Annotated in this window: 33 protein-coding genes and 1 riboswitch; of the genes, 15 read left to right on the top strand and 18 right to left on the bottom strand. The window is 35.9% G+C overall.

All coding sequences use genetic code 11. From position 1 onward, the window contains the following. The first annotated feature begins 71 nt into the window (after positions 1 to 71). Complete coding sequence (locus AC1DS7_RS04630) at positions 72 to 512, top strand: hypothetical protein (protein WP_002029912.1); 441 nt, start codon at positions 72 to 74, stop codon at positions 510 to 512. A 33-nt stretch (positions 513 to 545) separates the two neighbouring features. Here the strand turns inward: AC1DS7_RS04630 and AC1DS7_RS04625 are convergent, their stop codons facing one another. The 10 genes from AC1DS7_RS04625 to AC1DS7_RS04580 all read right to left on the bottom strand — a co-directional run bounded on the left by AC1DS7_RS04625 (position 546) and on the right by AC1DS7_RS04580 (position 6,504). Continuing rightward, positions 546 to 1,319 (bottom strand): sulfite exporter TauE/SafE family protein, encoded by a 774-nt coding sequence (locus tag AC1DS7_RS04625; protein WP_002029911.1) that lies wholly within the window; start codon positions 1,317 to 1,319, stop codon positions 546 to 548. Positions 1,320 to 1,352: 33 nt separating this feature from the next. Continuing rightward, the gene (locus AC1DS7_RS04620) at positions 1,353 to 1,832 is read right to left on the bottom strand and encodes a DsrE/DsrF/DrsH-like family protein (RefSeq protein ID WP_002029908.1); all 480 of its coding nucleotides are present in this window, start codon (positions 1,830 to 1,832) and stop codon (positions 1,353 to 1,355) included. Between the two features lie 72 nt (positions 1,833 to 1,904). After that, entirely contained in the window at positions 1,905 to 2,201 is a 297-nt protein-coding gene (locus tag AC1DS7_RS04615; RefSeq protein ID WP_002140461.1) for a rhodanese-like domain-containing protein, read from the bottom strand. 15 nt (positions 2,202 to 2,216) lie between these two features. Continuing rightward, the gene (locus tag AC1DS7_RS04610; RefSeq protein ID WP_002140460.1) at positions 2,217 to 2,579 is read right to left on the bottom strand and encodes a rhodanese-like domain-containing protein; all 363 of its coding nucleotides are present in this window, start codon (positions 2,577 to 2,579) and stop codon (positions 2,217 to 2,219) included. 38 nt (positions 2,580 to 2,617) lie between these two features. Then, positions 2,618 to 2,848: a sulfurtransferase TusA family protein gene (locus AC1DS7_RS04605; protein ID WP_002029907.1), complete on the bottom strand. Its 231-nt coding sequence runs from the start codon at positions 2,846 to 2,848 to the stop codon at positions 2,618 to 2,620. Positions 2,849 to 2,869: 21 nt separating this feature from the next. Beyond that, positions 2,870 to 4,006: an MBL fold metallo-hydrolase gene (locus AC1DS7_RS04600; RefSeq protein WP_476998798.1), complete on the bottom strand. Its 1,137-nt coding sequence runs from the start codon at positions 4,004 to 4,006 to the stop codon at positions 2,870 to 2,872. 38 nt (positions 4,007 to 4,044) lie between these two features. Then, positions 4,045 to 4,605, bottom strand: coding sequence for a sulfurtransferase TusA family protein (locus AC1DS7_RS04595; RefSeq protein WP_002140458.1), 561 nt, complete (start codon positions 4,603 to 4,605; stop codon positions 4,045 to 4,047). Positions 4,606 to 4,693: 88 nt separating this feature from the next. After that, positions 4,694 to 4,957, bottom strand: coding sequence for a metal-sensitive transcriptional regulator (locus AC1DS7_RS04590; RefSeq protein ID WP_000456201.1), 264 nt, complete (start codon positions 4,955 to 4,957; stop codon positions 4,694 to 4,696). 241 nt (positions 4,958 to 5,198) lie between these two features. Continuing rightward, complete coding sequence (locus AC1DS7_RS04585) at positions 5,199 to 5,783, bottom strand: DUF3238 domain-containing protein (RefSeq protein ID WP_002140456.1); 585 nt, start codon at positions 5,781 to 5,783, stop codon at positions 5,199 to 5,201. Between the two features lie 136 nt (positions 5,784 to 5,919). Then, positions 5,920 to 6,504, bottom strand: a complete 585-nt coding sequence (locus tag AC1DS7_RS04580; protein ID WP_002140455.1) for a DUF3238 domain-containing protein — start codon at positions 6,502 to 6,504, stop codon at positions 5,920 to 5,922. A gap of 152 nt (positions 6,505 to 6,656) precedes the next feature. Between AC1DS7_RS04580 and AC1DS7_RS04575 the strand changes: the two genes are divergently transcribed. Further along, the gene (locus tag AC1DS7_RS04575; protein WP_002140454.1) at positions 6,657 to 7,130 is read left to right on the top strand and encodes a MarR family winged helix-turn-helix transcriptional regulator; all 474 of its coding nucleotides are present in this window, start codon (positions 6,657 to 6,659) and stop codon (positions 7,128 to 7,130) included. A 58-nt stretch (positions 7,131 to 7,188) separates the two neighbouring features. Here AC1DS7_RS04575 and spoVR read toward each other — a convergent pair whose 3' ends face one another. Then, the gene (gene spoVR, locus AC1DS7_RS04570) at positions 7,189 to 8,604 is read right to left on the bottom strand and encodes a stage V sporulation protein SpoVR (protein ID WP_002029894.1); all 1,416 of its coding nucleotides are present in this window, start codon (positions 8,602 to 8,604) and stop codon (positions 7,189 to 7,191) included. 117 nt (positions 8,605 to 8,721) lie between these two features. Then, positions 8,722 to 9,282, bottom strand: coding sequence for a nitroreductase family protein (locus AC1DS7_RS04565; protein WP_159146255.1), 561 nt, complete (start codon positions 9,280 to 9,282; stop codon positions 8,722 to 8,724). Between the two features lie 231 nt (positions 9,283 to 9,513). On the opposite strand from AC1DS7_RS04565, the gene AC1DS7_RS04560 reads away from it, so the two are divergent. The 9 genes from AC1DS7_RS04560 to AC1DS7_RS04520 all read left to right on the top strand — a co-directional run bounded on the left by AC1DS7_RS04560 (position 9,514) and on the right by AC1DS7_RS04520 (position 16,314). Continuing rightward, on the top strand, positions 9,514 to 10,110 hold the full coding sequence (locus AC1DS7_RS04560) for a hypothetical protein (protein ID WP_002140453.1): 597 nt from the start codon (positions 9,514 to 9,516) through the stop codon (positions 10,108 to 10,110). Positions 10,111 to 10,344: 234 nt separating this feature from the next. Further along, positions 10,345 to 11,850: a spore germination protein gene (locus AC1DS7_RS04555; RefSeq protein WP_159146253.1), complete on the top strand. Its 1,506-nt coding sequence runs from the start codon at positions 10,345 to 10,347 to the stop codon at positions 11,848 to 11,850. After that, positions 11,847 to 12,929, top strand: coding sequence for a spore germination protein GerYC (gerYC, locus tag AC1DS7_RS04550; RefSeq protein WP_002140451.1), 1,083 nt, complete (start codon positions 11,847 to 11,849; stop codon positions 12,927 to 12,929). Before AC1DS7_RS04555 ends, gerYC begins: the two co-directional genes overlap by 4 nt. Before the next feature lie 12 nt (positions 12,930 to 12,941). Next, the gene (locus AC1DS7_RS04545) at positions 12,942 to 14,051 is read left to right on the top strand and encodes a GerAB/ArcD/ProY family transporter (protein ID WP_372488997.1); all 1,110 of its coding nucleotides are present in this window, start codon (positions 12,942 to 12,944) and stop codon (positions 14,049 to 14,051) included. A gap of 45 nt (positions 14,052 to 14,096) precedes the next feature. After that, entirely contained in the window at positions 14,097 to 14,606 is a 510-nt protein-coding gene (locus AC1DS7_RS04540; protein ID WP_002140449.1) for a PCYCGC domain-containing protein, read from the top strand. 121 nt (positions 14,607 to 14,727) lie between these two features. Then, positions 14,728 to 14,976, top strand: a complete 249-nt coding sequence (locus tag AC1DS7_RS04535; RefSeq protein WP_001195459.1) for a YhdB family protein — start codon at positions 14,728 to 14,730, stop codon at positions 14,974 to 14,976. A 165-nt stretch (positions 14,977 to 15,141) separates the two neighbouring features. After that, complete coding sequence (locus AC1DS7_RS04530; protein WP_002140448.1) at positions 15,142 to 15,561, top strand: disulfide formation protein C; 420 nt, start codon at positions 15,142 to 15,144, stop codon at positions 15,559 to 15,561. A gap of 12 nt (positions 15,562 to 15,573) precedes the next feature. Continuing rightward, a complete protein-coding gene (locus AC1DS7_RS04525) occupies positions 15,574 to 16,026 on the top strand; it encodes a thioredoxin family protein (protein WP_002029885.1) in 453 nt (150 codons plus the stop codon). A 72-nt stretch (positions 16,027 to 16,098) separates the two neighbouring features. Continuing rightward, complete coding sequence (locus AC1DS7_RS04520) at positions 16,099 to 16,314, top strand: DUF1540 domain-containing protein (RefSeq protein WP_002029883.1); 216 nt, start codon at positions 16,099 to 16,101, stop codon at positions 16,312 to 16,314. Between the two features lie 32 nt (positions 16,315 to 16,346). On the opposite strand, the gene AC1DS7_RS04515 is transcribed toward AC1DS7_RS04520, so the two are convergent. The 3 genes from AC1DS7_RS04515 to AC1DS7_RS04505 form a co-directional block, all read right to left on the bottom strand. Further along, positions 16,347 to 16,598, bottom strand: coding sequence for a hypothetical protein (locus AC1DS7_RS04515; RefSeq protein ID WP_002029881.1), 252 nt, complete (start codon positions 16,596 to 16,598; stop codon positions 16,347 to 16,349). A 163-nt stretch (positions 16,599 to 16,761) separates the two neighbouring features. Then, positions 16,762 to 17,523 carry a L,D-transpeptidase gene (locus AC1DS7_RS04510; protein ID WP_002029880.1) on the bottom strand — a complete coding sequence of 254 codons (762 nt, stop codon included), beginning with the start codon at positions 17,521 to 17,523 and terminating at the stop codon, positions 16,762 to 16,764. Between the two features lie 374 nt (positions 17,524 to 17,897). Further along, the gene (locus tag AC1DS7_RS04505) at positions 17,898 to 18,764 is read right to left on the bottom strand and encodes an SDR family oxidoreductase (protein ID WP_476998855.1); all 867 of its coding nucleotides are present in this window, start codon (positions 18,762 to 18,764) and stop codon (positions 17,898 to 17,900) included. Between the two features lie 224 nt (positions 18,765 to 18,988). Between AC1DS7_RS04505 and AC1DS7_RS04500 the strand changes: the two genes are divergently transcribed. The 4 genes from AC1DS7_RS04500 (at position 18,989) to AC1DS7_RS04485 (ending at position 24,151) form a co-directional block, all read left to right on the top strand. Next, entirely contained in the window at positions 18,989 to 20,290 is a 1,302-nt protein-coding gene (locus AC1DS7_RS04500) for an NCS2 family permease (RefSeq protein ID WP_002029878.1), read from the top strand. A 92-nt stretch (positions 20,291 to 20,382) separates the two neighbouring features. Then, a riboswitch (SAM riboswitch) is annotated at positions 20,383 to 20,488 on the top strand. A gap of 87 nt (positions 20,489 to 20,575) precedes the next feature. Next, positions 20,576 to 21,688 (top strand): sugar ABC transporter substrate-binding protein, encoded by a 1,113-nt coding sequence (locus AC1DS7_RS04495; RefSeq protein ID WP_016101769.1) that lies wholly within the window; start codon positions 20,576 to 20,578, stop codon positions 21,686 to 21,688. Beyond that, positions 21,685 to 23,172, top strand: coding sequence for a sugar ABC transporter ATP-binding protein (locus AC1DS7_RS04490; RefSeq protein WP_016101770.1), 1,488 nt, complete (start codon positions 21,685 to 21,687; stop codon positions 23,170 to 23,172). The genes AC1DS7_RS04495 and AC1DS7_RS04490 overlap by 4 nt, the downstream gene beginning before the upstream one ends. Next, positions 23,156 to 24,151, top strand: coding sequence for an ABC transporter permease (locus AC1DS7_RS04485; RefSeq protein WP_001054974.1), 996 nt, complete (start codon positions 23,156 to 23,158; stop codon positions 24,149 to 24,151). Before AC1DS7_RS04490 ends, AC1DS7_RS04485 begins: the two co-directional genes overlap by 17 nt. Before the next feature lie 27 nt (positions 24,152 to 24,178). Here the strand turns inward: AC1DS7_RS04485 and AC1DS7_RS04480 are convergent, their stop codons facing one another. From AC1DS7_RS04480 to AC1DS7_RS04470, 3 genes are all read right to left on the bottom strand, one after another. Beyond that, positions 24,179 to 24,451: a hypothetical protein gene (locus AC1DS7_RS04480; protein ID WP_016101771.1), complete on the bottom strand. Its 273-nt coding sequence runs from the start codon at positions 24,449 to 24,451 to the stop codon at positions 24,179 to 24,181. A 48-nt stretch (positions 24,452 to 24,499) separates the two neighbouring features. Next, the gene (locus AC1DS7_RS04475) at positions 24,500 to 24,703 is read right to left on the bottom strand and encodes a hypothetical protein (RefSeq protein WP_000432819.1); all 204 of its coding nucleotides are present in this window, start codon (positions 24,701 to 24,703) and stop codon (positions 24,500 to 24,502) included. 127 nt (positions 24,704 to 24,830) lie between these two features. Next, positions 24,831 to 25,685 (bottom strand): patatin-like phospholipase family protein, encoded by an 855-nt coding sequence (locus tag AC1DS7_RS04470; RefSeq protein WP_476998797.1) that lies wholly within the window; start codon positions 25,683 to 25,685, stop codon positions 24,831 to 24,833. Positions 25,686 to 25,712 lie beyond the last annotated feature (27 nt).

The raw sequence follows: 25,712 nt of genomic DNA, 5'->3' as shown, positions 1-25,712 counted from the left end.
TATCTTTTTTAATATTTTTAAATTATAATAAATAGTAGTAATCTATTCCAATTATCAGGGGGCCCACGCATATGAAAGCTGCAGTAAAACATAACATTTCAGATTTTAAAGAGTACTTAAAATCAAACGATATATACATGGAAGAAAATATAGATGAAAATGATGGTTCGGTACATTTTTCAGTAGGATTAGAAACAGAAGCTGGCGCAAAAATTCAACTTATCGCTGCTTTCCAAAGCGAACATCCTGCTGTGGATATATACTGCTTCAATGTTGCTCTTGTACCTGATTCAACATCAACAAATGATATTTTACATGTCATCAATGAATTAAACACATCTTATCGATTTGCAAAATTCACGCTAAACAAACAAAATGCAATTGATATTTCAACATCTCTTGCATTCTCAGAACCAAACTTTAATCCCGCACTTGTCTTTGAACATACGAGAATGCTATATAAACTGGCAAACGATGAATATAAGAACTTAATGAAAGTTATTTGGGCGTAAATAAAAAGATGGTGCTACAAGAGCACCATCTTTTTATTTCGATATCATATCAACCCACATCTTTATCGCGGTTCCTACAATTAAAGTAGACAATACGTATTGCAAAACTTTTTGATTCACTCTCTTCCCTACTCTCACTCCAAGAGGAGCGGCAAATAAACTTGCTATCGCAACGATAAGAGCCGGAATAACAACTATTTGTCCAGTAATCACTTTCCCAGTAGTAATTCCTATCGAGGAAATAAAAGTAATAGCGATAGATGTTGCTATTGTCGTACGTATCGGTAGTTTTAAAACAACTAGCATAATCGGTACTAAAAGAAATGCACCACCAGCCCCAATAATGCCGGAAACACTTCCTACAATAAACGCTAGCAAACTAGCGAGCCACTTATTGTACGTAATTCCTTCTGTCCCCTTACGATTGCTTCGCTTCGGTATAAACATCATAATAGCCGCAATAGTAGCTAGTAATGTGTAAACAACGTTTACAGCATGCTCATTTAATAGATTCGCACTAAAGCTACCTACAAAGCTTCCTATTAATATACTAGCTCCCATATACACAACTAAAGTTTTATCCATATCGTTACTTTTCCTGTACGCCCACGCGCCTGCAAAAGTTGCAAAGAATACTTGAATCGCTGTAATACCGCTCACTTCATGTGATGTATATCCAGCAAATCCTAGCAATACTGGAATGTATAAGATCATCGGGTAATTAATAATTGCCCCGCCAATCCCAACCATTCCTGATATAAACGACCCTATAAACCCAATAATAAAAAGCAGTACTGTTAAACTCATATTGTATCCCCCGCCTTCTAAAAAGAAGGTGATTTAAATAAATAAATTCACATTCCCATCCGAAGCATCTGCTAAATATGCACCTACTCCTGCAAACTCTACCCCTTCCATAATCTCTTCCTCTTTTAACCCTAATAAATCTACTGTCATTTGACAAGCTACAAGTTTAACTCCCTGTTCTTTCGCCAAATCAATTAAATCTGGTAAAGGCATCGCATTATGTTTTTTCATAATACCTTTAATCATTTTTGGCCCCATACCAGCAAAATTCATTTTTGATAATCCCATCTTATCAGCGCCGCGCGGCATCATTTTTCCAAATACTTTTTCTATGAACGTTTTCTTTACTTTCACATGCTCATCTTTCCTTAAAGCATTTAATCCCCAAAAAGTATGAAAAATAGTCACCTCTTGATCATACGCCGCTGCACCATTTGCAATAATATAAGCAGCCATCGCTTTATCATAATCTCCGCTAAATAAAACAATTGTTGTTTTCTTCTGTTGTTCCATGTTGTTCTCCTCCTAATTACCTATAGGGGTATTTATCTTTTTGTAAAAAGGCTGAAATCATTTACCTCAGTCCTATATGACTTTACCTTCCCAAGCTAACATACCACCTACCATATTGATTGCTCGAAAACCGTAGCTCTCTAAAAACTGAACTGCTCTTGCACTTCTCCCGCCAGAGCGACAAACAATAATATATTCCTGATTTTTATTTAACTCATGCATACGAAATTCTAATAGGCCTAGTGGAATATTACATGCTTCTGGAATTTTCCCTTCAGCTACTTCTTCTACTTCACGTACATCTACAATATTTACTGCTTCTTTACGTAACAATTTTTCTTCTAACTCTTTTGCAGTCATTTCTTTCATTTTTCTATCTCCTTCTTAATTACAAGCATTCATGCCACCTGAAACATTGATAACGCGCTGAAACCCTAATTTTTTTAATACTTTTGCTGCTTGCTTACTCCTCATCCCGCTCTGACAAATAACGATTATTTCCTTATTTTTATCTAATTGATTTGCTCTACTAGCTAACTCATTTAGCGGGATATTCTGAAATCCCTTCATATGATTTCCTCTATATTCACCTACTGTACGAACATCGATAAACTGCTTTCCCTGTTTTCCCACTATACTCTTTAATTCTTTTCCATTTATATTTTGAACACCTTTCACCGGTAAAAAACGTGAAATAACAAACCATACAGCAATTACAATGAAAAGCGTACTTAATATTGTATTCATATAACCAACCTCTCCGCCTTTACAAAACTAGTTCTTCACTACGCCTTCTTAATCCAAAACTTCAGCACATCGTCTTCTATATTATGCTTTACTATTTCATGACCGCCTGTTTTTGACCATGCTGGAATATCTTTTACTGATCCTTTATCCGTTACATGTACTTCTAACACTTCTCCAGTTTGTAAAGTATCCATCGCTCTCTTCGTTCTTACGATCGGCATTGGACATGCTAAACCTTTCGCATCTAATACTTGTTTTACATTCATCATCTATTCCTCCAGTTTGTTATTTTATAATGAATCATGAACTGCACAGCGATTTGGACCAATCTCCATTTCACGCTCTTCTTCCACACTCGGATAAATCTTACCCATATTCGTTTGACGAATTTCTTCATAAGCATTCGGCTGAAGCGGTAAGTTCTCTGTCACAGTTTTACGAAACTCTACCTCATCGGCAATATTTAACCCTACATTCTCCTTAAATAAATCTTGTAAATGCGCACTCACAATGCCTCTGTCGTCCATTTCACTTATTTTTGAATAATGAGCTGGTAAAACAATTAAATCTTGAGATAATTCCTTATAACGTTTATATAAAGTATTTCGTAAATCCCCTACCCAGTCTTCCGCCTTCCCAGCAAGATCTGGACGCCCGATTGAATCTACAAATAAAATATCGCCTGATAATAAATAGGAATCATCTACAATAAATGATGTACTTCCAATCGTATGCCCCGGTGAGTATAATGCGTCAATTTCAATTTTGGTACCCCCCACCGTAATAACAGATCCTTCAACAAGCGGTTTATATGAGAAAACGACTTCCTCCGCATCTTTTGGAGGTAACCAATACGTACCCCCTACTTTTTCAGCTAACCTACGTCCTCCAGAAATATGGTCTGCATGTAAATGTGTATCCATGACATTCGTAATAGTAACACCATGCTCTTCCGCAAAATCTTCATATGCTTCAACCGTTCTGATTGCATCAATAACTGCTGCTTCACCGTTTGAGACGATCATATAAGATAAACAGCCTTTTCCAAGACGGTTAAATTGATATACACTTCCTCCGCCCTGTCCATCTCCTACTTTTAACGGCTTTACATATTCACTCCAAGCTTTCATACCACCAGCTAAATAATAAACATCATTGAATCCGGCATGTAACAATTGCTCTGCGACAAACTGCGAAGAACCTTCTTTCGCACATACGACTAAAATTTCTTTCTCCCTCGGCAATTCATCTACAATATGATCTACACCATCTAATAAGTCAAAATACGGTTTATTTATAGAAGAAACTTGTTTCCCTTCAATTTTCCAATCTTCATAGTCCGTTTCATTACGAACATCTAAAATAAACAATTCTCCGAATAAAACTTTCTCTGCGACATCTTTTGCTTGTAACAGTTTAACACTCATCCAATTACCCCCTGAGGTATATTTATATTTAAAAAATTTTATTTTTCTATATTTCCTTGCCACTCTAACATACCTGGAATGACATTTTTCACGTTTGAAAAACCTCTCTCTTTCAACACTTGGCAAGCTACATCACTACGGTTACCAGTTCGGCAAACAACATAAATTGGTTTCGCACTGTCTAACATAGCACTATCTATTTCACCTAATGGAACCGAAATGGCAGATGGAATATGACCAAAGGCAAATTCCGCCGCTTCACGAACATCTACTACAATACACTCTTCACCACTTAATAATAGATCTTGCAATTCCCCATTCGTAATTGTATGCGGATACTTCACAACTTCATTTACTTCATGTTCATGGGATTTTCGTACATAATGCTTTAATATATCTCCCTCTTGTTTCGTTCCGATATATTGATGCCCTACTTTACTTGACCAACTTTGAATATCTAGCATAGAACCTTTATCTGTCGCCTCTATTTCAATAACTTGCCCTGATGCCAACCCTTCCATCGCCTTTTTTGTCTTCACAATTGGCATCGGGCAAGCCAAGCCTTTACAGTCTAAATTCATATCAACTTTTATACTCATAATCATTTCCTCCCTAATTAGCATACATATACCTGTAGGGGTATAATAAAATATTTTTGAAAATCTGTCAACACATACGTTTGACAGATTATCGGCTTTTTACAAGTAATTGAACGGCTTCTTTAATTAACTCTTCATTTGAACCATTACCTGTTTCAAACTGCTCGCGCAAACATTGCTCTAAATTTGTTCCAACAACGAGTCCAATTGTACGATCAAGTGCAGAACGGGATGCAGTTAACTGTGTAATAACATCTCGGCAATCTTTTCCCTCTTCCATCATGCGAAGCACACCACGAACTTGACCTTCAATACGTTTCAATCTATTTTTCATATCTTGATTATATTCCACTGTAGATCACCTCCGTAATTATAACTATATTATACATTACTTTGTAAATTTGTATAATATCATATACCCTTAAGGGTATATTGTAAAGTGGTTTATTTTTTTGAAATCTCCTAGAGTATAGTAAAAATGCAAAAGCCACTGATTTCATTGGCTTTTGCATTTCTCAACTACACTGCTTGGTAGTCCAACTAATTCATTTCATTTACGAATCAAGGAATCAACCGTTTTATTATCCTACTTCTTATAATCTCTTTGTAAAACTATAATCCATTTCTCCACCTAACGCTTCAGGTGTATCACCAGTTTCTCTAAAATCATGTGTATAAATTTGTTCAAATGAACCGAAATCTACTTGCTTATAAAATTCGAAACAAGGGAATCCATCATGTTCTCCTTGAATATCGATACTACCATCCTTGTTCACACATACAGTTAATAAATAGTCCACAGGAGGGGCATACACATTTAACGGATTACTAGCGCTTGCACTCATTTTGAATTGCACACCATCAGAATTCCATGAAATATCCGTACACACAATATTTTCAGTACTCGCTTTTCCTGTTCTTTTATTCACAGAACCATCTGGATTTGTGACCTTCTCTGTCGTAATACCCGTGTTTGCATATGAAAACACTTCTTCTTTATAAAAGTCCACTACTACCTCTTGCTCAACTCTAGAGCGCATAGTATTTACCGCATGTGGTGTAAATTCACGTGAATCACCTTCAAACTGGATTACTTTCCCTGTTTGTGCATCCTTCCGCGGTTCTGTCCAAGACATTGGAATAAATACACTGGCTCTTATTTTAACGATATTCGTCATAAGAAACACCCCTATAATTCTAATTTTATATACTGCATGCTATTGAATAAAATAGACCACAATTTCAATCCTAGAACCAATAGCTTTCTCTTTTACGTTTGCTACTTCCTTCTAAAAAATAGCGCTATATTTATATCTAGATTTTCGTTTTAAAGCTATATTCCATTTCTCCAGCTAGTGCTGCTGGGGTATCATCCGTTTTTCTGAAATCATGTGTATATATTAATTCAAATGAACCAAAGTCGATTTGTTTATAAAATTCATAGCAAGGAAAACCATCATGTAAACCTTCAACATGCACAGTACCACTTTCATTAACTCGTATAGTCAAAAAATAATCAGCTGCAGGTGCTGCCGCGTTTAACGGATTACTTGCACTTGCTCTCATTTCAAATGAAACTTCATCTTCACTCCATACAATATTTGTACATGCAATGTTTTCTGTACTTGTTTCTCCTTTTTGATACTCAATTGAGCCATCTGGATTTGTAATTTTCACAGTAACGATACAAGCATCTGCATATGTGAAAATTTCTCTTTTATAAAAATCAACAACCACTTCTTGTTCTAATCTTGAACGCTTTGTGTTCACAGCGTATGGTGTAAATTCACGTGCATCTCCGGCATATTCAAACACTCTTCCCGTCGCAGGATCCTGAATAGGTTTCAGCAAAGCATACGGTGCAAATACACTCCCTCTAATTTTAACGATATTAACCATGTGAAACCTCCATAATTCATTAATATTATTTAGATAAATCATTATTTGTTCTATTACTATTATATAGTCAATTTGATTGACTATATCCTGTATAGTACAATAGATTCTACTTATAGTCAATTTAATTGACTATAAGTAAGGAGGTTATATACATGACTCATCAAACACTTAACGAACTAGATCTTACATCACTTTTATCACTATCTTTCAGCACATTAATTACTGAACTACATGATAGATTAAGTGAATTAGGATTTGAAGATATTAGGCCAGCGCACGGTTTTATGTTCAAACGCATCCTTCCTAATGGAGCAACCGGTATAGAACTAGCTGAATATTTAGGGGTTTCAAAACAAGCCATAAGTAAAATGGTAGATTCTCTTGAGAACAGTGGTTATGTCACGCGCCAAACGCATCCTACTGATAAAAGAGGTAAAATTATTGTTTTAACCGAGCGTGGTTTAGCAGTAATGAAAGCAAAAGAAGAAATAGTAGCTGAAATAGAACAACGATGGATTGCAAACATAGGTGCAGAACGAATGCAAATGCTTAAAGAGGATTTAACAACATTCGTTACTAAAGAAAATACAGGAAAATTATCATCGAGCATACGACCTGTTTGGTAAACAAAAACTCCATATAATAAAAAAGAACGGACAAGAAATTCTATGTCCGTTCTTTTCATCACACATACTTCCGATGCACCATCTTCCCATCATAAGAAAACACAACGCCCTTACTCTCCACAATCGATTCCATATGCACTGTTCTTCCCCATAGCTGATGAAGATACGGTAATACTTTTTCTAAGTATTTTAAATCTAACTCAATTCCTTCATAGCTATGTTTAATGTACAATTCCCCATTCTTTAAGTAGTCTCCATCTTCTACTACTAAGTACGGGAAACCTCCATTTGTGCGCATATTTACGAGTTGATCGCGTACATGCTCCCATTCTTTATCAATTACTTTATATTCTTTTCCTTGGCGCTGGAATAAGTACATATCTTCTCTCATTACAAGTTTTTTATTTAAATAGTTTCTTAGGAACGATACATCCCATTCAATTTCCCGTACTTCAAAGATTTTGTCACGACCAGAACCAGGTTTCACACCGCGTCGTTTCATTTCTTCTGTCGGGTTGTTATAGCGCTCTTCAATATCTTCGAACATTTTAATACCGAGGTAGTATGGATTAATACTTGTTTTTGATGGCTGTACGACACCTGCATTTAATTTCGCAAATTCAATTGCTTCACCAGATGTTAAGTCCATTTCACGAAGTATGCGTTGATGCCAGAAGGAAGCCCAACCTTCATTCATAATCTTCGTTTCAAGCTGTGGCCAGAAGTATAACATTTCTTCACGCATCATCGTTAATATGTCGCGCTGCCACTCTTCTAGCTCACGGCTATATTCTTCAATAAAGAGGAGTAAATCTTTTTCTGGCTGCGGTGGGATTTTCTTCTTTTTATGCATATTAGGTCGTTCTCTCTTTTTGTTTCGATCATCTAAATTCCATAAATCATCGTACTGTGATATCTTTTTCTTTTCTACATCCTCTTCTAAATCTTCAATACTCCATGCAAGTTTCGGACGCATAAGCGATGGATCAATATGTTCTTGAATGGCAAGTACGGCATCTAAAAATGTTTCTACCTCTTCTCTTCCATACTTATGTTCATACGCCTTCACACGATCTGCTGTCGCTGCCATACTCTCCACCATATCGCGCTTCGTATTAGAAAAACGAATATTATTTTTGAAGAAATCACAATGTGCTAAAACGTGCGCCACGATTAATTTATTTTGAATTAAAGAATTCGTATCTAATAAAAAGGCGTAACATGGATTAGAGTTAATAACGAGTTCATAAATTTTACTAAGTCCTAAATCGTATTGTAATTTCATTCTGAAAAATTGCTTTCCAAAACTCCAATGCGAAAACCTCGTCGGCATCCCATATGCACCAAATGTATAGATAATTTCCGCTGGACATACTTCATAGCGCATCGGATAAAAATCAAGACCAAATCCAGTCGCAATTTCCGTAATTTCAGCAATCGCATATTGTAGTGCTTTATCATCACTTGCTCTCATTATTTTCCCTCCTTACACTTTCCCTTAAGAAAGTGTATGATGAGGAACAAGCTTTCATGAGGATTGATTGCATAATAAAAAGGCACCCTCTAAAAAAACGAGAATGCCTCTTTCTAATTAACCTTCAATAATCTCCATCTTCTCCGTAATCGGCGTACGCGCTTTTCCTTCTGGTGCTTTATCGAAATAGCCGATATGAAGAATTCCAATGATGCGTTGGCCTCGTGTTAAACCAATTCCTTCTATAAATAGTGGATTGTAGTTTAATCCACCTGATTTCCAAACACAGCCTAATCCGCGTTCCCAAGCAAGTAATTGGAAGTTTTGCATAAATGCACATGCTGCAGCGTAATCTTCGTCACGTGGAATTTGACGCGGATCTTCATTAATGTAAACAACGATTTGTGCAGGCGTACTTAAGAAACGATCAGATAAAGTTTTGCCGCGTTTTGCTCTTTCTTCTTCTGTGAAAGAGTTTAATACTGCGTCTACTAATTTCTGACGGCCTTCTCCAATATATAATTTACAATTCCATGGTTCACGGTGTTTATGATTCGGTGCCCATGTTGCGTCGTTTAATAGTTCAATTAATAGCTCTTTTTCTACTGCTTTATTTGTAAATGTACGAACAGAGCGTCTTTCTTTAATAACATTTGCGATGGAAGTATATGTAGTCATATTTTTCTCTCCCTTATTTTTATCTATATGTATAATTCCGTTATTGATATTGATTTTCAATTTCGATTATAACCTAGTTTTTCACTATTAATCAATGTTTTATGTTGGAAAACCATGAAAAACTTCTTTTTATACTGTGAATAAAAAAACTTAACTTGTTCACAAGTTTTTCACATTTTATGGAAATGATATGTGTAAGTTTTCCACATTACCCATCTAGGAGGAGTTTATATGTACAAGAAAATCGCAGTAAGTATGACTATGGCAGCATTATTGTGCGGGATATCTGTCTTTCCTGCTTCCGCTGCCACGCCAAAAGAAGTAACAATGCACCATCATAAGCCTATTTCAGAAGAAGAAATGCAGTCGCTCGAAAAACTCGGCTATAATAAACATGAAATTTGGAAAGCTGCCCACATTGCAAGAATAAGTAAAAAAGAAATTAAGGACGTTTTAGCTTACTATAAGCAAAATAAATCTTGGGAGAAAACAGCACAGCATTTCGGTGTAGACCCAAGTAAATTGAAAAAGCATCATATGAATAAAGAAACGAAAAAAGCACTACTGCAAAAATTAGCAAATATGCAAAAGTCCACACCAGATGGACTGAAACAAAAAATGAAAGAATATAACATCGGCTTACGCCAACTTACCGTGTTAACAATCATCTCTCAAAAAAGTAATACCCCTCTTGACGATGTACTAAAAATGAAAAAAGATGGGATGGATATTAAACAAATTGCGGAAAAATTAAATGTGAAAAAAGAAGATATACGGGCAGAAATGATTAAATTAGTGAAGTCTATTAAAGAAAAGAAAACAAATTAGCCTGTCAAAAAGGAAGAGATATTCAATACTCTTCCTTTTCTTTATCCCGCTATTTGTGGGTAGTAAAACTCCCACCTCAAAATTCGGCTGGAGCAAAGAAGTTAGGTGGGAGTCGTGCCGCCCGTAAAATCCCTATTATTAGCCTTCACTTTATGAACTTTCAATTTTCAAGTATAAATTCCCGTCTTTCCCAAAAACTAACACAAGTAAATGATGTGTGTAAGGGGTGAGGAAATGTTCCGTGTATCATCTAAAAAGAAGAAAAAAGCACTCTGTTCTATTCCAGAGTTTATACACACTATGAAAGAATCCAGTGATTTCGTGTCTTATAACGTAGTAAACGATGGAACATTGTGCTTGTTTTATTATAAATCTACAGCTGAATCACTCCTCATTAATCGATTCATTTTAACACCTATTAAAAGAGAATTAGATCACATTGAAAATATAAGTGATATAGCAAATATCGTCACACTCGAGGACATCATCACCGACCCTTCTATTGATGATATTCGTGAAAAATTATTAAGTGGGTATGTACTTATTCAGCTAAAAAATGATTCTCACTCAGCAGAATATGCACTTATTCGTGCTGAAAGTTCAGTTTTAGGTACAAGGTTATATAACGATACAGAGAATGAATATAGTGTCATCGGTCCAAAAGTCGGCTTCGTTGAGAATATCGATACAAATATACACTTACTTCGACGAAATATCGTAACAGAACAATTAGTTTTCAAAGAAGTTATAGTTGGTTCTATATCAAAAACAAAGGTCGTAGTTGCTTACATCGAAGGCATTACAAATGATCAGCACGTCAATACTGCAATGCAGCGCCTACAAGGCATTGACTTTGATGTTCCTTTCGATGCGACTATGATCGAACAATTTATTAGCGATAATAGTAACTCTCCCTTCCCTGTTTTACTACCTACAGAGCGCTTAGATCGTTCTGTTTATGCACTCATTAATGGTGGTGTTGTCATTTTAACAGATGGTTCACCATACGCATTAGCTGGACCGGCGACATTACTCGATTTCTTCGTATCTCCAGAAGATTATTATTTACCATGGATAGCAGGCTCATTTCTTCGAATGGTTCGCTTTTTCGGAGCAGCATTCTCGCTATTTTCATCAGCTATTTATACAGCTGTATTAACGTATCACTATCAAATGATTCCTGCGGATTTACTAGGTCCGATTATTTTTTCAAGAGCTAATGTACCCTTTCCGCCCATTTTAGAAGCACTTTTTTTAGAAATCACAATCGAATTGCTCCGTGAAGCTGGAGCACGATTACCTACAAAAGTTGGACAAACAATCGGCATCGTTGGCGGGATTGTAATTGGCCAAGCATCTGTTCAGGCTGCTTTAACGAGTACCATTTTATTAATTGCAGTTGCTTTATCAGCACTCGCTTCTTTTACAACACCAACTGTAAAAATGTCTTCTACTATCCGGATACTACGATTTCCACTTATTCTTTTAGCTGGTGCATTTGGGGGCTTAGGTCTCATTGTAGGATTCGTACTCATATTAGCTCATTTAATTCGCTTAAAATCACTTGGATCACCTTATTTATTACCTCTATATCCATTTCGCGGTTTAGGAACGGCAGAAGGTCTCTTTCGCTTGCCATTTAGTCAAACTGCAGGACGTGCCTCTTTTCTAAGACCAAAAAAGAAATGGCGCTATGATCCAAACAAAGCGAAAGAAAAACATGATGGTGAAGAGAAATGAAAAATACTTTATTATGCTTTTCCATTATCATTTTAATTTTCCAATCCGGCTGTACACAACCGAATATAGTAGACACACAGCGAATGATTCATATAGGTGGATTTGATATAACGAAAGATAAAAAATTTCGCGGGACGATTTTATATCCCGATTACACAAAAGGCGTTCAATCAAAACCAGAAACTCAGTCAACTACCGCAGATACAATTGAAACAATTTCTTCACTTCTAAACGCCAAATCACCACATACGATCGCTGTAGGTCAAATGCGTGTTGTCCTATTTGGAAAATCATTTGGTGAACGTGGAATTGGGGATGTTATTAACAACTTACAACGTGATCCTAATATTGGCCGAGATGTGCAACTAGCGCTTGTAGATGGTTCAACAGAAGAATTACTTAAACATGTCAAAACGAATGGATCGCTATATCTATCTGATTTACTGGAGCAAAATATAGAAACCGAGACAATCCCTCGGACAGCTTTAAATATTTTTTTATATAACTTTTATTCATCTGGATGCGATCCATTTCTTCCTTATATTAAAGTTGATGAAGACAAGTCTGCTTCCATTAAAGGAATTGCTTTTTTAAAAAAGGATAAAGTGGTTATGTACACAGATAAAAAAGGATCTTTTTTATTAAAACTACTCATTAATCCAACTAAAAATGGTCGTTACGAAGTTCCGATACGTCAAGGTAAGCATAAAGGATTGATCGCTACTCAAAACTTATCCGGGAAAAGTTTTTGTTCTCTTTCCCAAAACGGTGACATTCCGAAAGTTAACATCCACTTAAAGTTAAACGGACTTATAAAAAATGCTCCCGACTGGCTCGATTTAGCAAAGCACGAAAATATAACTTACGTAAAAAAACATGTAGAAAAAACGCTTGAGAAGCATTTAAACGAATTAATAAAACAATTCCAAGAAAAAGAAATCGATCCGATAGGTATACAAGAAGAAATTCGTAGTCATTCAAGAAAATGGACTATAAAACAAATTCAAGAAATGTACCCTAATGTAGACGTTGCTGTTCATGTGCAAATCAATGTCGTGCAATCTGGTATCGGAGAATAGTGAGGTGCTGTAATGGCTGAACAAGATAAAACACATACTGTTTCCCCTTATTTCACATTTCTTCTATTACACTCCCTTCAAATTGGAGTAGGTGTGTTAGGATACCAAAGGATTATTGCGCAATATGCCGGTTATGATTCTTGGATTTCTCTTATTGTTGCGGGCATTGCAACTCATATCGTGCTATTTTGCATGCTTAAAATGTTAGAAAAAGATAATGATTTAATGAATATTCATACGACATGTTTCGGAAAGTGGATTGGAACATTTTTGTCCGTATGCTTTGCTGCATACCTTCTATTATTTTGCCTTACTGTCCTTCGTACATATATTGAAGTCATTCAAGTTTGGGTCTTCCCTACAATTAAACCGTGGAAATTAACTTTATTATTTTTACTTGTGACTTACTACGTAATTAAAGGTGGTTTTCGCTCTGTAACAGGAATGTGTTTTTGGGGCGTCGTAATACCGATTTTCGTCCTATTTTTCTTAGTTTTCCCAATGAAATACGCGCATGTCCGTAACATTCTCCCAATTCTAACTCATTCACCTTTAGAAATTCTAACTGCAGCGAAATCATCTGCATTAGAATTTCTTGGATTTGAAGCAATTCTTGTTTTTTATCCATTTATAAAAAAAGAAAAATCATTAAATAAATGGGCGCACGGTGGTATTGCTTTTACAACAATTCTATACGTAATACTAGCCATTGTTTCCCTTATGTACTATAGCCAAGGACAACTACATCATACAATTTGGCCAACATTAACAATGCTAAAAATCATAAAGATTCCTTTTATCCAAAGGTTTGAGTACATCATTATTTTCATGTGGTATCTTATTATTTTACCTAATCTTTGTTTAACAATTTGGTCTTCTTGTTGCATTAGTAAAAGGTCTTTTCACGTACCATTTAAAATTACACTTCCATTTTTTATTGCAGCTATATTTATTTCATCCTTATTTTTCACAAACCGTGAGAGTATCAATACATTAAATACAATACTATCTCAAGCTGGTCTGTATATTGTCTACGCTTATGTACCAATTTTATTTCTATTCCATTCACTACGATGGCGCTTCAAAAATCAGTCGAAAAAATCTTCACCCGACACACCATGATATTTGATACAATTTGGTTAATACATTTGTAAAGGGGACAAGCGAATGAAAAAGTATGTATTTTCTTTACTTGCAGTACTGAGCCTAATTCTTGTTGGATGCGGGAGTACTAGTACAAATGACAAAAAATCTTCTGAATCAAAAGAAGAGCATGACCATGCCACGCACACTCAGCAAGCTGATATTCAAGAAAAGACAAAAGGAGTCGACACACTCCCTACCTTCCTAGACAAGCTTGATCCGCAAATGAAAGATATCTACACTGTCGCTGGACAAAATGCAGAACTATTAGATTGGATTCCATGTTACTGCGGTTGCGGTGAGAGTGTAGGACATAAAAACAATAAAAACTGCTTTATTCGTGAAATTAAAAAGAATGGTGAAGTTGTTTGGGATTCCCACGCAACAACTTGTGTCAACTGCCTAGAAATCGCGGTTGAATCGGCTTCCATGAAACAAAAAGGAAAATCAACGCTCGAAATTCGTAACTATATCGACAATAAATACAAAGAAGGGTATGGCAAGCCAACACCTACGCCAATGCCAAAAGCATAAAAACGAGGAAATCCCTCGTTTTTCTCTTTTCATTCACCTTTTTTCTTAACAAATTCTTTCAAGTGTATTTCTCCTTACTTGTCACACACTATATATAACTCCTCGGTAAGGAGGGTACACAGTGCAAACATATAACGACTATGATAAAGCTCTCTATTACACGTATTGCTGTAATTGGGATAAATTACTCGTTCTCATGGTTCAAACGAACGATCAATTATTTTCTAAGCGTATTGAGCATTTTTTACACGCTTATCAATACAGTAAAGAACTACCAGAAGTTGATAAACAATTGCAGCTCCTATTTCAATATATTGACCACGCATCCCAAAAGTCACATGTAGAAGAAGTAGAGCAAATTCAAATGTAAAATATAGCGCTATTCTCTTTATGAGAATAGCGCTTTTTTAAAATGTTTATATCAATAAAAGTTTCTCCTTATAAAACTTTTATTGATAAACATATTTTTTCTTTCTTTTCCCTACCACTTCATACTATAATTTAGTATGTAACTATTATAAGTGAGGTATAAAATATGGGACGAGAAAAAAAGCAAGAATATGCTTTACTTACTGCATGGGGAGCTTCGTTTATTGCTACATTAGGAAGTCTATACTTTTCCGAAATTATGAAATTTGAGCCTTGTGTCCTTTGTTGGTATCAACGTATTTTTATGTATCCATTTGTTTTATGGCTCGGTATCGCTGTAGTAAAGAAAGACTATCGCATTGCAAGTTATTCTTTACCAATCGCAAGTATTGGTGCTTGTATTTCTTTATATCACTATGCAATTCAAAAAATCGCAGCATTTTCAGCTGCTGGGGCAGCTTGCGGCCGCGTACCTTGTACGGGAGAATACATAAACTGGTTCGGCTTTGTGACAATCCCGTTTTTAGCACTTATCGGCTTTATCACAATCGCTATTTGCAGCTTTATTGTAATTAAAAACAAATAAGGAGATGAAAGAATGAAAAAAATGCTTATATTTGGTGGTATTATTATCGCCTTGTTTGCAGCAATTTTCGCTGTAACACAAATGGAAGAAAAAAATGCTTCAACAAGCCAAAAAATTGATAATGCTACTAGTCAAACAGATGGTTCTGACTACTACACAAATAAAATCTCTCTTTCAGATCTCCAAAAGAATTTAAAAGAGAAAAAAGAAGAAACAGTATACTTTTATCAAACATCTTGCGTTCATTGCCAAAAATTATCTCCTATCGTAGTACCAATGGCTAAAGACTTGAATGTTGATATGAAAGTTATGGATATTGAAAAATTAGATGCTCCTTGGGATGAATATAAAATTAAAGGAACTCCAACAATCATTCATTTTAAAGATGGTAAAGAAGTGAGCCGTATTAGCGGCGAACAACCGGAGGACAAATTAAAAGAGTGGCTTGAGCAAACGAAAAAATAATAAGAAAAGGAAACTCCTTCTATACATGAAATGGGCGTAAAATCCCACACTAATGTATGAGGAGGGGGTTTTATGCCAGAAGTGAAATGCTCTGTTTCCAATTGCTCATTTTGGGGACAAGGTAACCTTTGTCAAGCAAGTGCAATCGTTGTTCAACCTGATGCACAAGAAGCAGGTCAAATTGAAAACAGTTCATATACAAACGCTACTTTAACAAACGAGACGCTTGAAAGTTCTGTAACAACGAGTGTAGAAACGTGTTGTCATACATTTAAACCGAAATATTAAACGTAAAAGCATACGATTAGTCGTATGCTTTTTTACATTCCTCTCCAAACATCATGCATCATAAAAAAGTACAAAATAACGAGAAGGACCGTCCCGCATAAAGTAATGCGCCGATATACACTCTTCTCCCCTTCCCTCGCTTTAACAAATGCCCAAATAAATCCAACGAACAATATTAAATCAATATATGGAACATAAAAGGAGAAGACGAGTAACGCATATAAATACACGATAAATAAACAAGTCGTGATTAAGAAAATTTTAAATGCAAATTCACTTTTCATAATGTGACCGCCCCCCAGTCTGTACTGTATTATATTCAGCAAAACATAATAGTTGCTGTTTCAATTTTTTTATCTCACTATTTACAGGCGCGCGATTGGTATGAAATCATTAAAACCAACTAAACTTCATCACAAATAAGCTACCGCCTATACACGGTAGCTATTATGGAACATTATATTTCCTTTTATATATGTTACTTAAAATCGAATAAGGTAATTGCTCATAACGAATTTTTTCTCCCGTTACATCTACAATATACAAATTGTTTCCTATATAATAGGTTCCATCTTTTCGTTTTGAATACACTGTATATTTTTCATTTGGCAATACCGTTTTTACTTTCGTCAATTGTCCATTTGGTTCTTGCCAATATATATTTACACGATCTACTAACGTAAGCATTCCAATTTGTTCTTCTTCTACTTTACGACCATTCCAACTCACAACCCGATAACCAAGCTTATACGCTTCATATTCGGGACTCGTATGAAAACGAGAAATAATTACTTTCGTCTGTAATTGTACCCGGTCGTATAACCATTGTATGTCCCGATCGTGCATGCGAATACAACCATTCGACTCCCTGCTTCCAATCGTCCATTCCCGATTTGTTCCATGAATTGCATATTCCTTTTTATCTAGACCTAACCACCTCGTACCGAGAGGGTTATTCGGAGCACCCCCAGCTATTTTTTTACGATGGTATTCTTTATTTTTATATTTAGTTATAATACAAAAATTACCCTCAGGCGTCGGGGTCCTGTCTTTTCCTGTCGTTATCGGAAATGTCTTAGTATAGTTTCCATCTTCAAAAAAAGACAGCTGATTCGTCGTAAGGTTAACTAATATTAAATGATCTGTATTAGCAAAAACGCTAGCTGGCAGGCAGAAAAATAGGATTACGATAAACCATACTTTCTTCATCTAAATCCTCCCTAGCACTAACATCATAATAAAGTGAAACTTTACTCGTTGGGGGATTTTGTCCATCCCCACTGAGAATTAGCCTTCACCAATCGAGCATTTACGGACATTTATCTCCCACCTAACTTCCTTGTATTCACCGAATTGTTAGGTAGGAATCTTACTGCCCGCAAATAGCGGGATAAAGTGAAACTTTAATCAGTGGGGGTTTTGTTCATCCCCCACTGATTATTAGCCTTCACCAATCGGGCATTTACGGGCAGTTAATCTCCCACCTAACTTCTGTGCTCCACCTGAATTTTGAGGTGGAATTTTACTGCCCGCAAATAGCGGGATAAATACAATTAACTTTACTTTGCTCTTATAAATGAAAACTATCCATTCACAATTACTCCACCATTTACATGCATCATCTGTCCCGTTACATATGCCGAATCACTAGACGCTAAATATACATATGCAGGTGCTAATTCATACGGCTGACCAGGCCTTTGCATAGGAACATTACTCCCAAACTGTGATACTTTTTTCTCATCAAAACTGGATGGAATAAGCGGTGTCCAAATTGGGCCTGGTGCAACACCATTTACACGAATTCCCTTTTGTACTAACGACTGAGATAGCGATCTTGTAAAAGCGACAATCGCTCCTTTCGTTGCAGAATAATCAATCAACGTTTCATTTCCTTCATACGCAACGATAGATGCCGTGTTTATAATTACATCCCCTTGCTTTAAATGAGAGAGGGCTGCTTTTGTAACATGAAAATAAGAAAAAATATTAATACGGAACGTTTTTTCTAACTGTTCCGCTGTAATATACTCTAGCCCTTGCTGCGGATATTGCTGTGCGACGTTATTCACAAGAACATTTAAACTCCCCAGCTGCCGGGCGGTCTCTTCTACAATCTCTTTACAATGTTGTTCATTACTCAAATCTCCCGGCAATAATACACAATTCACGCCTTCTTTTTCCACAAGTTGTTTCGTCTCAGTTGCATCTTCATCCTCATCTAAATAAGCAATCGCAATATTTGCACCCTCTTTTGCAAAAGCGATAGAAACAGCTCTTCCAATCCCGCTATCTCCTCCTGTAATTAATACATTCTTTCCTTTTAACTTTTCACTTCCTTTATAATTTGGATCTTCAAACTTTGGAAGAGGATTCATGAACGATTCAATACCAGGTTGCTTATTTTGATGTTGTGCTGGCATTGTTAAAAAGTTTTTTTGCTGCGGCATAACTTCCTTCAACTCCTTTCCCCTTATAATGCGCACAATAAAAAAAACTACTTACACATTAAAGAACCGCAATTCACACACAGTTTTACGATTAATATTCGAATTTACGACATAAAATATGAGTTGTTCTAAAGTTTTTATGCAAAACTATTGCAAAATAGTTAAAAAACGAATATTATATATAACTGTTGTGAAAATTATTCGTAAAAAGAAAGGATGTTTATATGTTTAACCTTTCAAAACATAAAACTTCTATTAAAACTGAAATTATGGCAGGTATTATTACCTTTTTAACAATGGCATATATCATTGTCGTAAACCCTGTCATCCTTGGGGATGCAGGTGTTCCGTTTGAACAAGCATTTACAGCTACAATTATCGCTGCTGTTGTCGGAACATTATTTATGGCGATCTTTACTAATTTACCAATCGCAATTGCACCAGGTATGGGATTAAATGCTTACTTCTCTTATTCTGTTGTAAAAGCTCATGAAGGCATGACTTTCGCGATTGCATTCTCTGCTGTATTCGTAGCAGGTATGATTTTAATTTTGTTATCATTCACATCTTTCCGTACGAAATTAATGGAAGTAATTCCTGAGAACTTAAAACATGCACTTACTGCTGGTATCGGTCTTTTTATTGCCTTTATCGGTTTGCGCTTAACGGGAATTGTTACAAAAAATGATGCAAACTTAGTTGGGCTTGGCGATCTTCACTCTGCTCCAGTTCTACTAGCATTAGCTGGTCTTGGAATTACAATTATCCTTATGTCTTTAAATATAAACGGGGCACTATTTATCGGAATGTTATTAACTGGTATTATTGCTTACTTCACAGGTCAATTAACATTCTCAAGCGGCGTTACATCAATGCCTGGATTACCAGAAGGAATTATCGTTTCAAATCCAATTACTGCTGTATCTGATGTAATTAACTACGGATTATACGGCGTTGTGTTCTCATTCTTCCTTGTTACACTATTTGATACAACAGGTACACTACTTGGCGTTGCACAACAAGGTGGATTTATGAAAGATGGAAAGCTTCCAAAAGCAGGACGAGCTCTTCTATCTGACTCATTCTCAGCAACAATTGGAGCTATGTTCGGAACAACACCATCAACAGCTTACATTGAATCATCTGCTGGTGTTGCAGCTGGTGGTCGTACAGGTTTAACAACTGTTACAGTAGCTGTTCTATTTGCATTAGCAGCATTCTTCGGACCGTTAGTGAGCGCTGTTTCTGGCGTTTCAGCTATTACAGCACCATCACTAATTATCGTTGGTAGTCTTATGATGGGCTCAGTTCGCCACATCGATTGGGATACATTCGATGAAGCATTCCCAGCATTTTTAGTAATCTTAAGCATGCCACTTACATCAAGTATCTCAACAGGTATTGCACTTGGATTTATTTCATACCCACTTATGAAAGTGGCAAAAGGACAATTCCGTGCTGTTCACCCACTTGTGTATTTATTCGGGATCTTGTTCGCTTATCAATTAGTTTTCTTACCACATTAAAATCCCTCATAAAGAGGGATTTTTTATTTACAAAAAAACATTTGACAACAGCATACACTTATGGAATAATTCGAAATAGTTGAATATTCGATGTCTTATCAAGAGCAGGTGGAGGGATGAGCCCTACGAAGCCCGGCAACCGACCCATTTATGGGCACGGTGCTAATTCTTACAACACATTGTGTTGAAAGATAAGAGTAATATGATAAGACGTCTTTTCTATATGAAAAGACGTTTTTATTTTCACTCCCTCCTCTCTTTTCTTAATTTAGGAGGGATTTTTTTATGAAAAAATTATGTTCCACCGTACTCATTATTCTCTTACTCGCATTAACAGCTTGCACAAATGAACAAGATGCTATCTCTTCACAAAAGCAACAAACGGTGAAGAAAGAAACTACTACAGCAGCAAATCATTTACAAACAGAAATTCCAAGCCAAGTAAAAAAGCCATTAAAAATCGCATTAATTATGCAAATGTCCATCGGAACTTTTTCCTCTCAATATATTGAGGGTGTCAAAAAACAAGTCGAGCTATTCGGCGGCAGTGTGCAAGTCTACAATTCTGATAATGATTTAGCAAAAATGGCAACAAATCTAGATACTGCTATTAATTCAAAAGTTGATGGTATTTTAATTGATCACGGTCGCTCTGAAGCACTAAAACCCGGAGTAGAAAAAGCATTACAAGCGAATATTCCTGTAGTTGCATTTGATAACGACCTACGCTTACCAGGCGTAACGATTATTGATCAAGATGACTATAGTCTTGCATGGAAATCATTAAAAACGTTAGCGGAAGATTTGAATGGACAAGGGAATATCGCCGTCGTATGGGTTGGCGGATTTGCCCCAATGGAACGTCGCAATATTATCATTGATGCTTTTTATAAACGTTATCCAAATATAAAAGAAGTTGCACGCTTTGGTACCGCTAGTAATAACACACCACTTGATACGCAAACACAAGTAGAGGCTTTACTAAAAAAATATCCGAAAAAAGGTGATTTACAAGCTATTTTCGCTTCGTGGGATGAGTTTGCTAAGGGGGCCGTCAAAGCACTCGAACAAGCTGGTCGTACAGATATAAAAGTATACAGCATTGACTTAAGTAATGAAGATTTACAACTCATGCAAAAAGAAAATTCACCTTGGACTGCTACGGCTGCAACCGATCCAGCTGAAGTCGGTAAAGTTCAAGTGCGTTTCTTATACAAGAAAATCGCTGGTGAACAAACGCCAGATATTTATTCACTAGAACCTTACTTAGTAAAGAAAAATAGTTTGCCACAAGAAAATATAACGATGGATCAATTATCAAAACATATAAACGGTTGGGGAGACTCGAAAGATGCATATTCACCTTGGATGAAAAAATTAGAGAAGGAGAAAAAATGATGACATTCTCTCTTCAAAACATTACACATTCTTATCACATCTCTACCCCTGTACTAGAAAATGTTTCTATTAACATACAAAAAGGAAAAGTTCACGCTTTACTAGGAATGAATGGTGCAGGAAAAAGTACTTTACTAAAAATAGCAACTGGTGAAATTCAACCAGTTGCTGGGAATATAAAAATTGATAATCAGTCTATTTCCTTTACTTCACCACGCGATGCAAAAAAGCATGGTATTTCTTTCGTAACACAAGAAGTGGATCACGGACTTATTCCTGGATTATCTGTATTAGAAAATGTACTAATCGATCATTTAGCAATGCAAAATAAAGTACTATTTTCAAAGTCAAAATTAGTCTCACTCGCTAAACAACATTTGCAAACTGTACAGGCTGATTTAAATGTTTCGGAAGATGTTTCAAACTGCTCATTACATGAAAAACAATTACTTCTTATCGCAAGAGCTTTATCCAACAATACAAATTATCTTTTATTAGATGAGCCTACTTCTTCTCTTGGACCGAAAGAAGTAGAAACCTTCGGGCAACTATTAAAAGATTTAACATTGAAAGGAATTGGCATCATCTTAATTTCTCATCGTTTATCAGAGATTCGAAATTTCGCGGATGATGTAACCGTATTACATAACGGTAAAGTTGCAATTTCTGAAGCGATTACAAAGGTTACAGATCAACAAATTGTGGAAGCGATGACTGGAAAACAACTTACACTTCCTATTAATACAGCGCCAAAACGAGGGAACGAAGAATTATTTAAAGTACAAGAACTTCCATTACACAAAGACCATTCTCCCCTTTCTCTCACCGTACGGAAAGGTGAAACTGTTGTGATATACGGATTAATTGGCAGTGGCAAAACAACACTTGCTGAAACGTTATTTGGTACTCGTCATACTTATCACGCAGAAATAGATGGTCAAACAATAACAATTAAAACACCGCGAGATGCGATTAAAGCAAAGATCGCACTTGTACCAGAGGAAAGAAGAAAACAAGGCGTATTTCTTTCGGAAGATATTATAAGCCACACTAATTTACACCAATCAGGTTGGAGACGAAAGCAAACCGAAGTAAATAATGCTACTACAGCAATTTCTTCTTTCAGCATTTCACCCAATGACCCAAAAGCATTTATTCATTCACTTAGCGGTGGAAACCAGCAAAAAGTCTCCATTGCAAAGTGGCATGGATTCAAACCGAATCTATTTCTTTTGGACGAGCCAACTAAAGGTGTAGACATAGCTGCAAAACAAGACATTTTTCAATTCATTCGTAACATTACTGAAAACGGAAGTTCCGTAATTTACTTCACAGGAGAACAAGATGAAGCACTACATATCGCTGATCGCATTCTTATACTCGCAAACGGAGAATTTGTAGGTGAATACTTACCAGACGAACTATCTCCTGAACAGCTTTTACATTTATCTGAAGGGAGTTATTCCATTGAATCTCGTTCATAAAACAAAAACTAAGAAACTATATTTACCTACTCATCTTTTTTATCAATTTAGTACGATTGCTATCATTATAGGTGTTACAATTTTCTTCTCTATCGTCAACGATTCTTTTTTAACATACAACAATATTAGTGATATTTTACGTTCCATTTCTATCGTAACGTTACTTGCAATTGGTGTTACCTTTACATTAATTGTAGATGGATTTGATTTATCAGTCGGCTCTACCGCTAGTTTAGCAACCATTGCCGCTGCTTCCTGTCTCATTTTATATCGACAAGAACTATTAGTCACACTCCTTGTTCCTATTCTTTGTGGGCTATTAGTTGGATTATTAAATGCACTACTCGTTATCCGAATTAAACTACCAGATTTACTAGCTACATTAAGTATCATGTATATCGTGAATGGACTACATTTAACATTTTCAAAAGGATCTTCTATTTATGAAGGAATGTCTGGTGCCAAAGGACATTTTATTCCATCCTTTTTATTTATCGGTCAAGGTTCTGTGTTAGGAATTCCAGTCCCTGTCATTATCATGCTTATCGTCGTTTTAATTGCATATGTATTTTTAGAAAAAACAACGTACGGTCGTTTCTTTTATATGACAGGTGGGAATCGAGAAGCTGCTAGACTAGCTGGTATTCCTACTGATCGTTACCGTGTATATGCTTATATGATTAGCGGTTTACTTGCCTCTATTGGCGGTATTATTCTATGTAGCCGCGTTGGAACAGGACAAGTTTCAGCTGGCGCCCCATTATTAATGGATGCAGTTGCAGCTGCCTATATCGGTTATGCAATGTTCGGTGCTAAGAAACCAAATGTCATCGGAACATTTCTTGGTTCCGTATTAATTGGAATCATATTAAACGGCCTTACAATGATGAACGTTCCTTATTATGCGCAAGATATCATTAAAGGCAGTATTTTAATTGCAGCTTTAGCCTTTTCATTTATTAAAAAGAAGCGTAAATAAAAAAGTAGCGCATCGAATTCCGATGCGCTACTTTCCTTTTGCAACAATCACACGAACTACTTTCAACGCAAAAAGCAAAAGACCGTTCGCTATTGCTGTAACACCTAAGAAGATTGCTATCATAAGCTCTCCCATTCCGTTATTAAATATAAAAATAATAGAAGAAATGAAAGCCAAAATAAACAATATGAACGCTGGTATATATTTAATAAAAGGCTTCTCAAATGATCTTTTAGAAAGAAGAAATGTAATTAACAATGTCATAATAAAAACAAAATATATCGCAAATAAAAAAGTCATATGAAAGCCTCCTCTACGACCAAATTACTTAAAAGAGGTTAGAAACCTTTAATATTTCTCATTTACCTGCAATTCTTTACTATACTTTTGAATGAACACTGATGAAATAACCATTACCATGCCTATACTAAAACCAATAAGCTGATCTAATAACATTTCATCATGAATGAACCAGCGCAGTAGAAATACGCCACCAAAAATAAGCAACATTGTAAATCCAGTATGTCTAAGCCCTTTATATACATTTTCCATATGTATCACCTCTCTACATACTTTTATCCATATTATACCACAATCCCAAAATGTATATAACCAACATTCGATATTGAAACCAATAATAAAAAAGGCTGCAGAGAACTCCTTCTCCACAGCCTAATTATTATTTTTGCAAAAACGCCTGTAAATCTGCAAATTGTCTCTTTGCATCTTCATAGCCTTGCTCATATAAACTTTGTAATTTAGCCGTATCCTTTTCCATACGATCTACTTGAAGCGGCACTTCTGGGCGAATAACAAATAAATTACCAGCTTGCTCTTCTTTTTCAATGTAGTGAAGTGTTTCATTATACACTTCATAACGATTCAGCATCGTATTTACAAGGTTTGGATACTTTTTATAAGCCTTTGCTGCAATCCAACCAAATTTTGATTTTTTCTTCGCGTAACCATGATTTCTCGTCAAAATAACGACTGATTTTTTAAATCCATCTTCCTGTGCTTTACGAACTGGAATCGGATCTGAAATCCCGCCATCTAACAATTGCTTACCTCGGTAGTTTACTGCCGGTGCAATGAAAGGTAATGAACTAGATGCTTGCAATAAATTTAGTGCATCATCATTCGTTCCCTCTTTTTCAAAATAAACAGACTGTCCTGTTTCACAATCAGTTGTTCCTACAAGGAAACGCTCTGGACTATTAAAGTATGTTTCAAAATCAAACGGTACATACTTTTCTGGAATTTCATGAAAAATGAATTCCATATCAAATAGCTGACGTTTTTTCCACAAGTTTTTATACGATAAATACTGCGGATGTGATGCATAATCAATATTTACTGTTTTATTTCTATTTCTTTGTCTGGAAAGATACGACGCTGCATGACAAGCACCAGCTGATACACCAATTACATATGGAAAATATAAATCTTGTTCCATAAAATATTCTAATATCCCGCCCGTATATACACCACGCATACCTCCGCCTTCTAATACTAAACCCGTATTTTCAAGCATGTTATTCTCTCCTCTTTATATATATTG

The sequence above is a fragment of the Bacillus sp. P4_E1 genome, from assembly GCF_056401715.1.
Note: the sequence above shows the minus strand (reverse complement) of the source record. Positions and strands in the feature narration are given on the sequence as shown.

Coding starts and splice junctions, on each gene's coding strand:
- AC1DS7_RS04600 (WP_476998798.1), bottom strand. CDS start 4,006: ATGAGTGTTAAACTGTTACAAGCAAAAGATGTCGCAGAGAAAGTTTTA.
- AC1DS7_RS04510 (WP_002029880.1), bottom strand. CDS start 17,523: ATGAAGAAAGTATGGTTTATCGTAATCCTATTTTTCTGCCTGCCAGCT.
- spoVR (WP_002029894.1), bottom strand. CDS start 8,604: ATGAGAGCAAGTGATGATAAAGCACTACAATATGCGATTGCTGAAATT.
- AC1DS7_RS04520 (WP_002029883.1), top strand. CDS start 16,099: ATGCCAGAAGTGAAATGCTCTGTTTCCAATTGCTCATTTTGGGGACAA.
- AC1DS7_RS04615 (WP_002140461.1), bottom strand. CDS start 2,201: ATGAAAGAAATGACTGCAAAAGAGTTAGAAGAAAAATTGTTACGTAAA.
- AC1DS7_RS04480 (WP_016101771.1), bottom strand. CDS start 24,451: ATGACTTTTTTATTTGCGATATATTTTGTTTTTATTATGACATTGTTA.
- AC1DS7_RS04490 (WP_016101770.1), top strand. CDS start 21,685: ATGATGACATTCTCTCTTCAAAACATTACACATTCTTATCACATCTCT.
- AC1DS7_RS04515 (WP_002029881.1), bottom strand. CDS start 16,598: ATGAAAAGTGAATTTGCATTTAAAATTTTCTTAATCACGACTTGTTTA.
- AC1DS7_RS04595 (WP_002140458.1), bottom strand. CDS start 4,605: ATGAGTATAAAAGTTGATATGAATTTAGACTGTAAAGGCTTGGCTTGC.
- AC1DS7_RS04475 (WP_000432819.1), bottom strand. CDS start 24,703: ATGGAAAATGTATATAAAGGGCTTAGACATACTGGATTTACAATGTTG.
- AC1DS7_RS04620 (WP_002029908.1), bottom strand. CDS start 1,832: ATGGAACAACAGAAGAAAACAACAATTGTTTTATTTAGCGGAGATTAT.
- AC1DS7_RS04585 (WP_002140456.1), bottom strand. CDS start 5,783: ATGACGAATATCGTTAAAATAAGAGCCAGTGTATTTATTCCAATGTCT.
- AC1DS7_RS04580 (WP_002140455.1), bottom strand. CDS start 6,504: ATGGTTAATATCGTTAAAATTAGAGGGAGTGTATTTGCACCGTATGCT.
- AC1DS7_RS04530 (WP_002140448.1), top strand. CDS start 15,142: ATGGGACGAGAAAAAAAGCAAGAATATGCTTTACTTACTGCATGGGGA.
- AC1DS7_RS04505 (WP_476998855.1), bottom strand. CDS start 18,764: ATGCCGCAGCAAAAAAACTTTTTAACAATGCCAGCACAACATCAAAAT.
- AC1DS7_RS04495 (WP_016101769.1), top strand. CDS start 20,576: ATGAAAAAATTATGTTCCACCGTACTCATTATTCTCTTACTCGCATTA.
- AC1DS7_RS04560 (WP_002140453.1), top strand. CDS start 9,514: ATGTACAAGAAAATCGCAGTAAGTATGACTATGGCAGCATTATTGTGC.
- AC1DS7_RS04545 (WP_372488997.1), top strand. CDS start 12,942: ATGGCTGAACAAGATAAAACACATACTGTTTCCCCTTATTTCACATTT.
- AC1DS7_RS04565 (WP_159146255.1), bottom strand. CDS start 9,282: ATGACTACATATACTTCCATCGCAAATGTTATTAAAGAAAGACGCTCT.
- AC1DS7_RS04575 (WP_002140454.1), top strand. CDS start 6,657: ATGACTCATCAAACACTTAACGAACTAGATCTTACATCACTTTTATCA.
- AC1DS7_RS04630 (WP_002029912.1), top strand. CDS start 72: ATGAAAGCTGCAGTAAAACATAACATTTCAGATTTTAAAGAGTACTTA.
- AC1DS7_RS04605 (WP_002029907.1), bottom strand. CDS start 2,848: ATGATGAATGTAAAACAAGTATTAGATGCGAAAGGTTTAGCATGTCCA.
- AC1DS7_RS04525 (WP_002029885.1), top strand. CDS start 15,574: ATGAAAAAAATGCTTATATTTGGTGGTATTATTATCGCCTTGTTTGCA.
- AC1DS7_RS04555 (WP_159146253.1), top strand. CDS start 10,345: ATGTTCCGTGTATCATCTAAAAAGAAGAAAAAAGCACTCTGTTCTATT.
- AC1DS7_RS04500 (WP_002029878.1), top strand. CDS start 18,989: ATGTTTAACCTTTCAAAACATAAAACTTCTATTAAAACTGAAATTATG.
- AC1DS7_RS04625 (WP_002029911.1), bottom strand. CDS start 1,319: ATGAGTTTAACAGTACTGCTTTTTATTATTGGGTTTATAGGGTCGTTT.
- AC1DS7_RS04540 (WP_002140449.1), top strand. CDS start 14,097: ATGAAAAAGTATGTATTTTCTTTACTTGCAGTACTGAGCCTAATTCTT.
- gerYC (WP_002140451.1), top strand. CDS start 11,847: ATGAAAAATACTTTATTATGCTTTTCCATTATCATTTTAATTTTCCAA.
- AC1DS7_RS04470 (WP_476998797.1), bottom strand. CDS start 25,685: ATGCTTGAAAATACGGGTTTAGTATTAGAAGGCGGAGGTATGCGTGGT.
- AC1DS7_RS04610 (WP_002140460.1), bottom strand. CDS start 2,579: ATGAATACAATATTAAGTACGCTTTTCATTGTAATTGCTGTATGGTTT.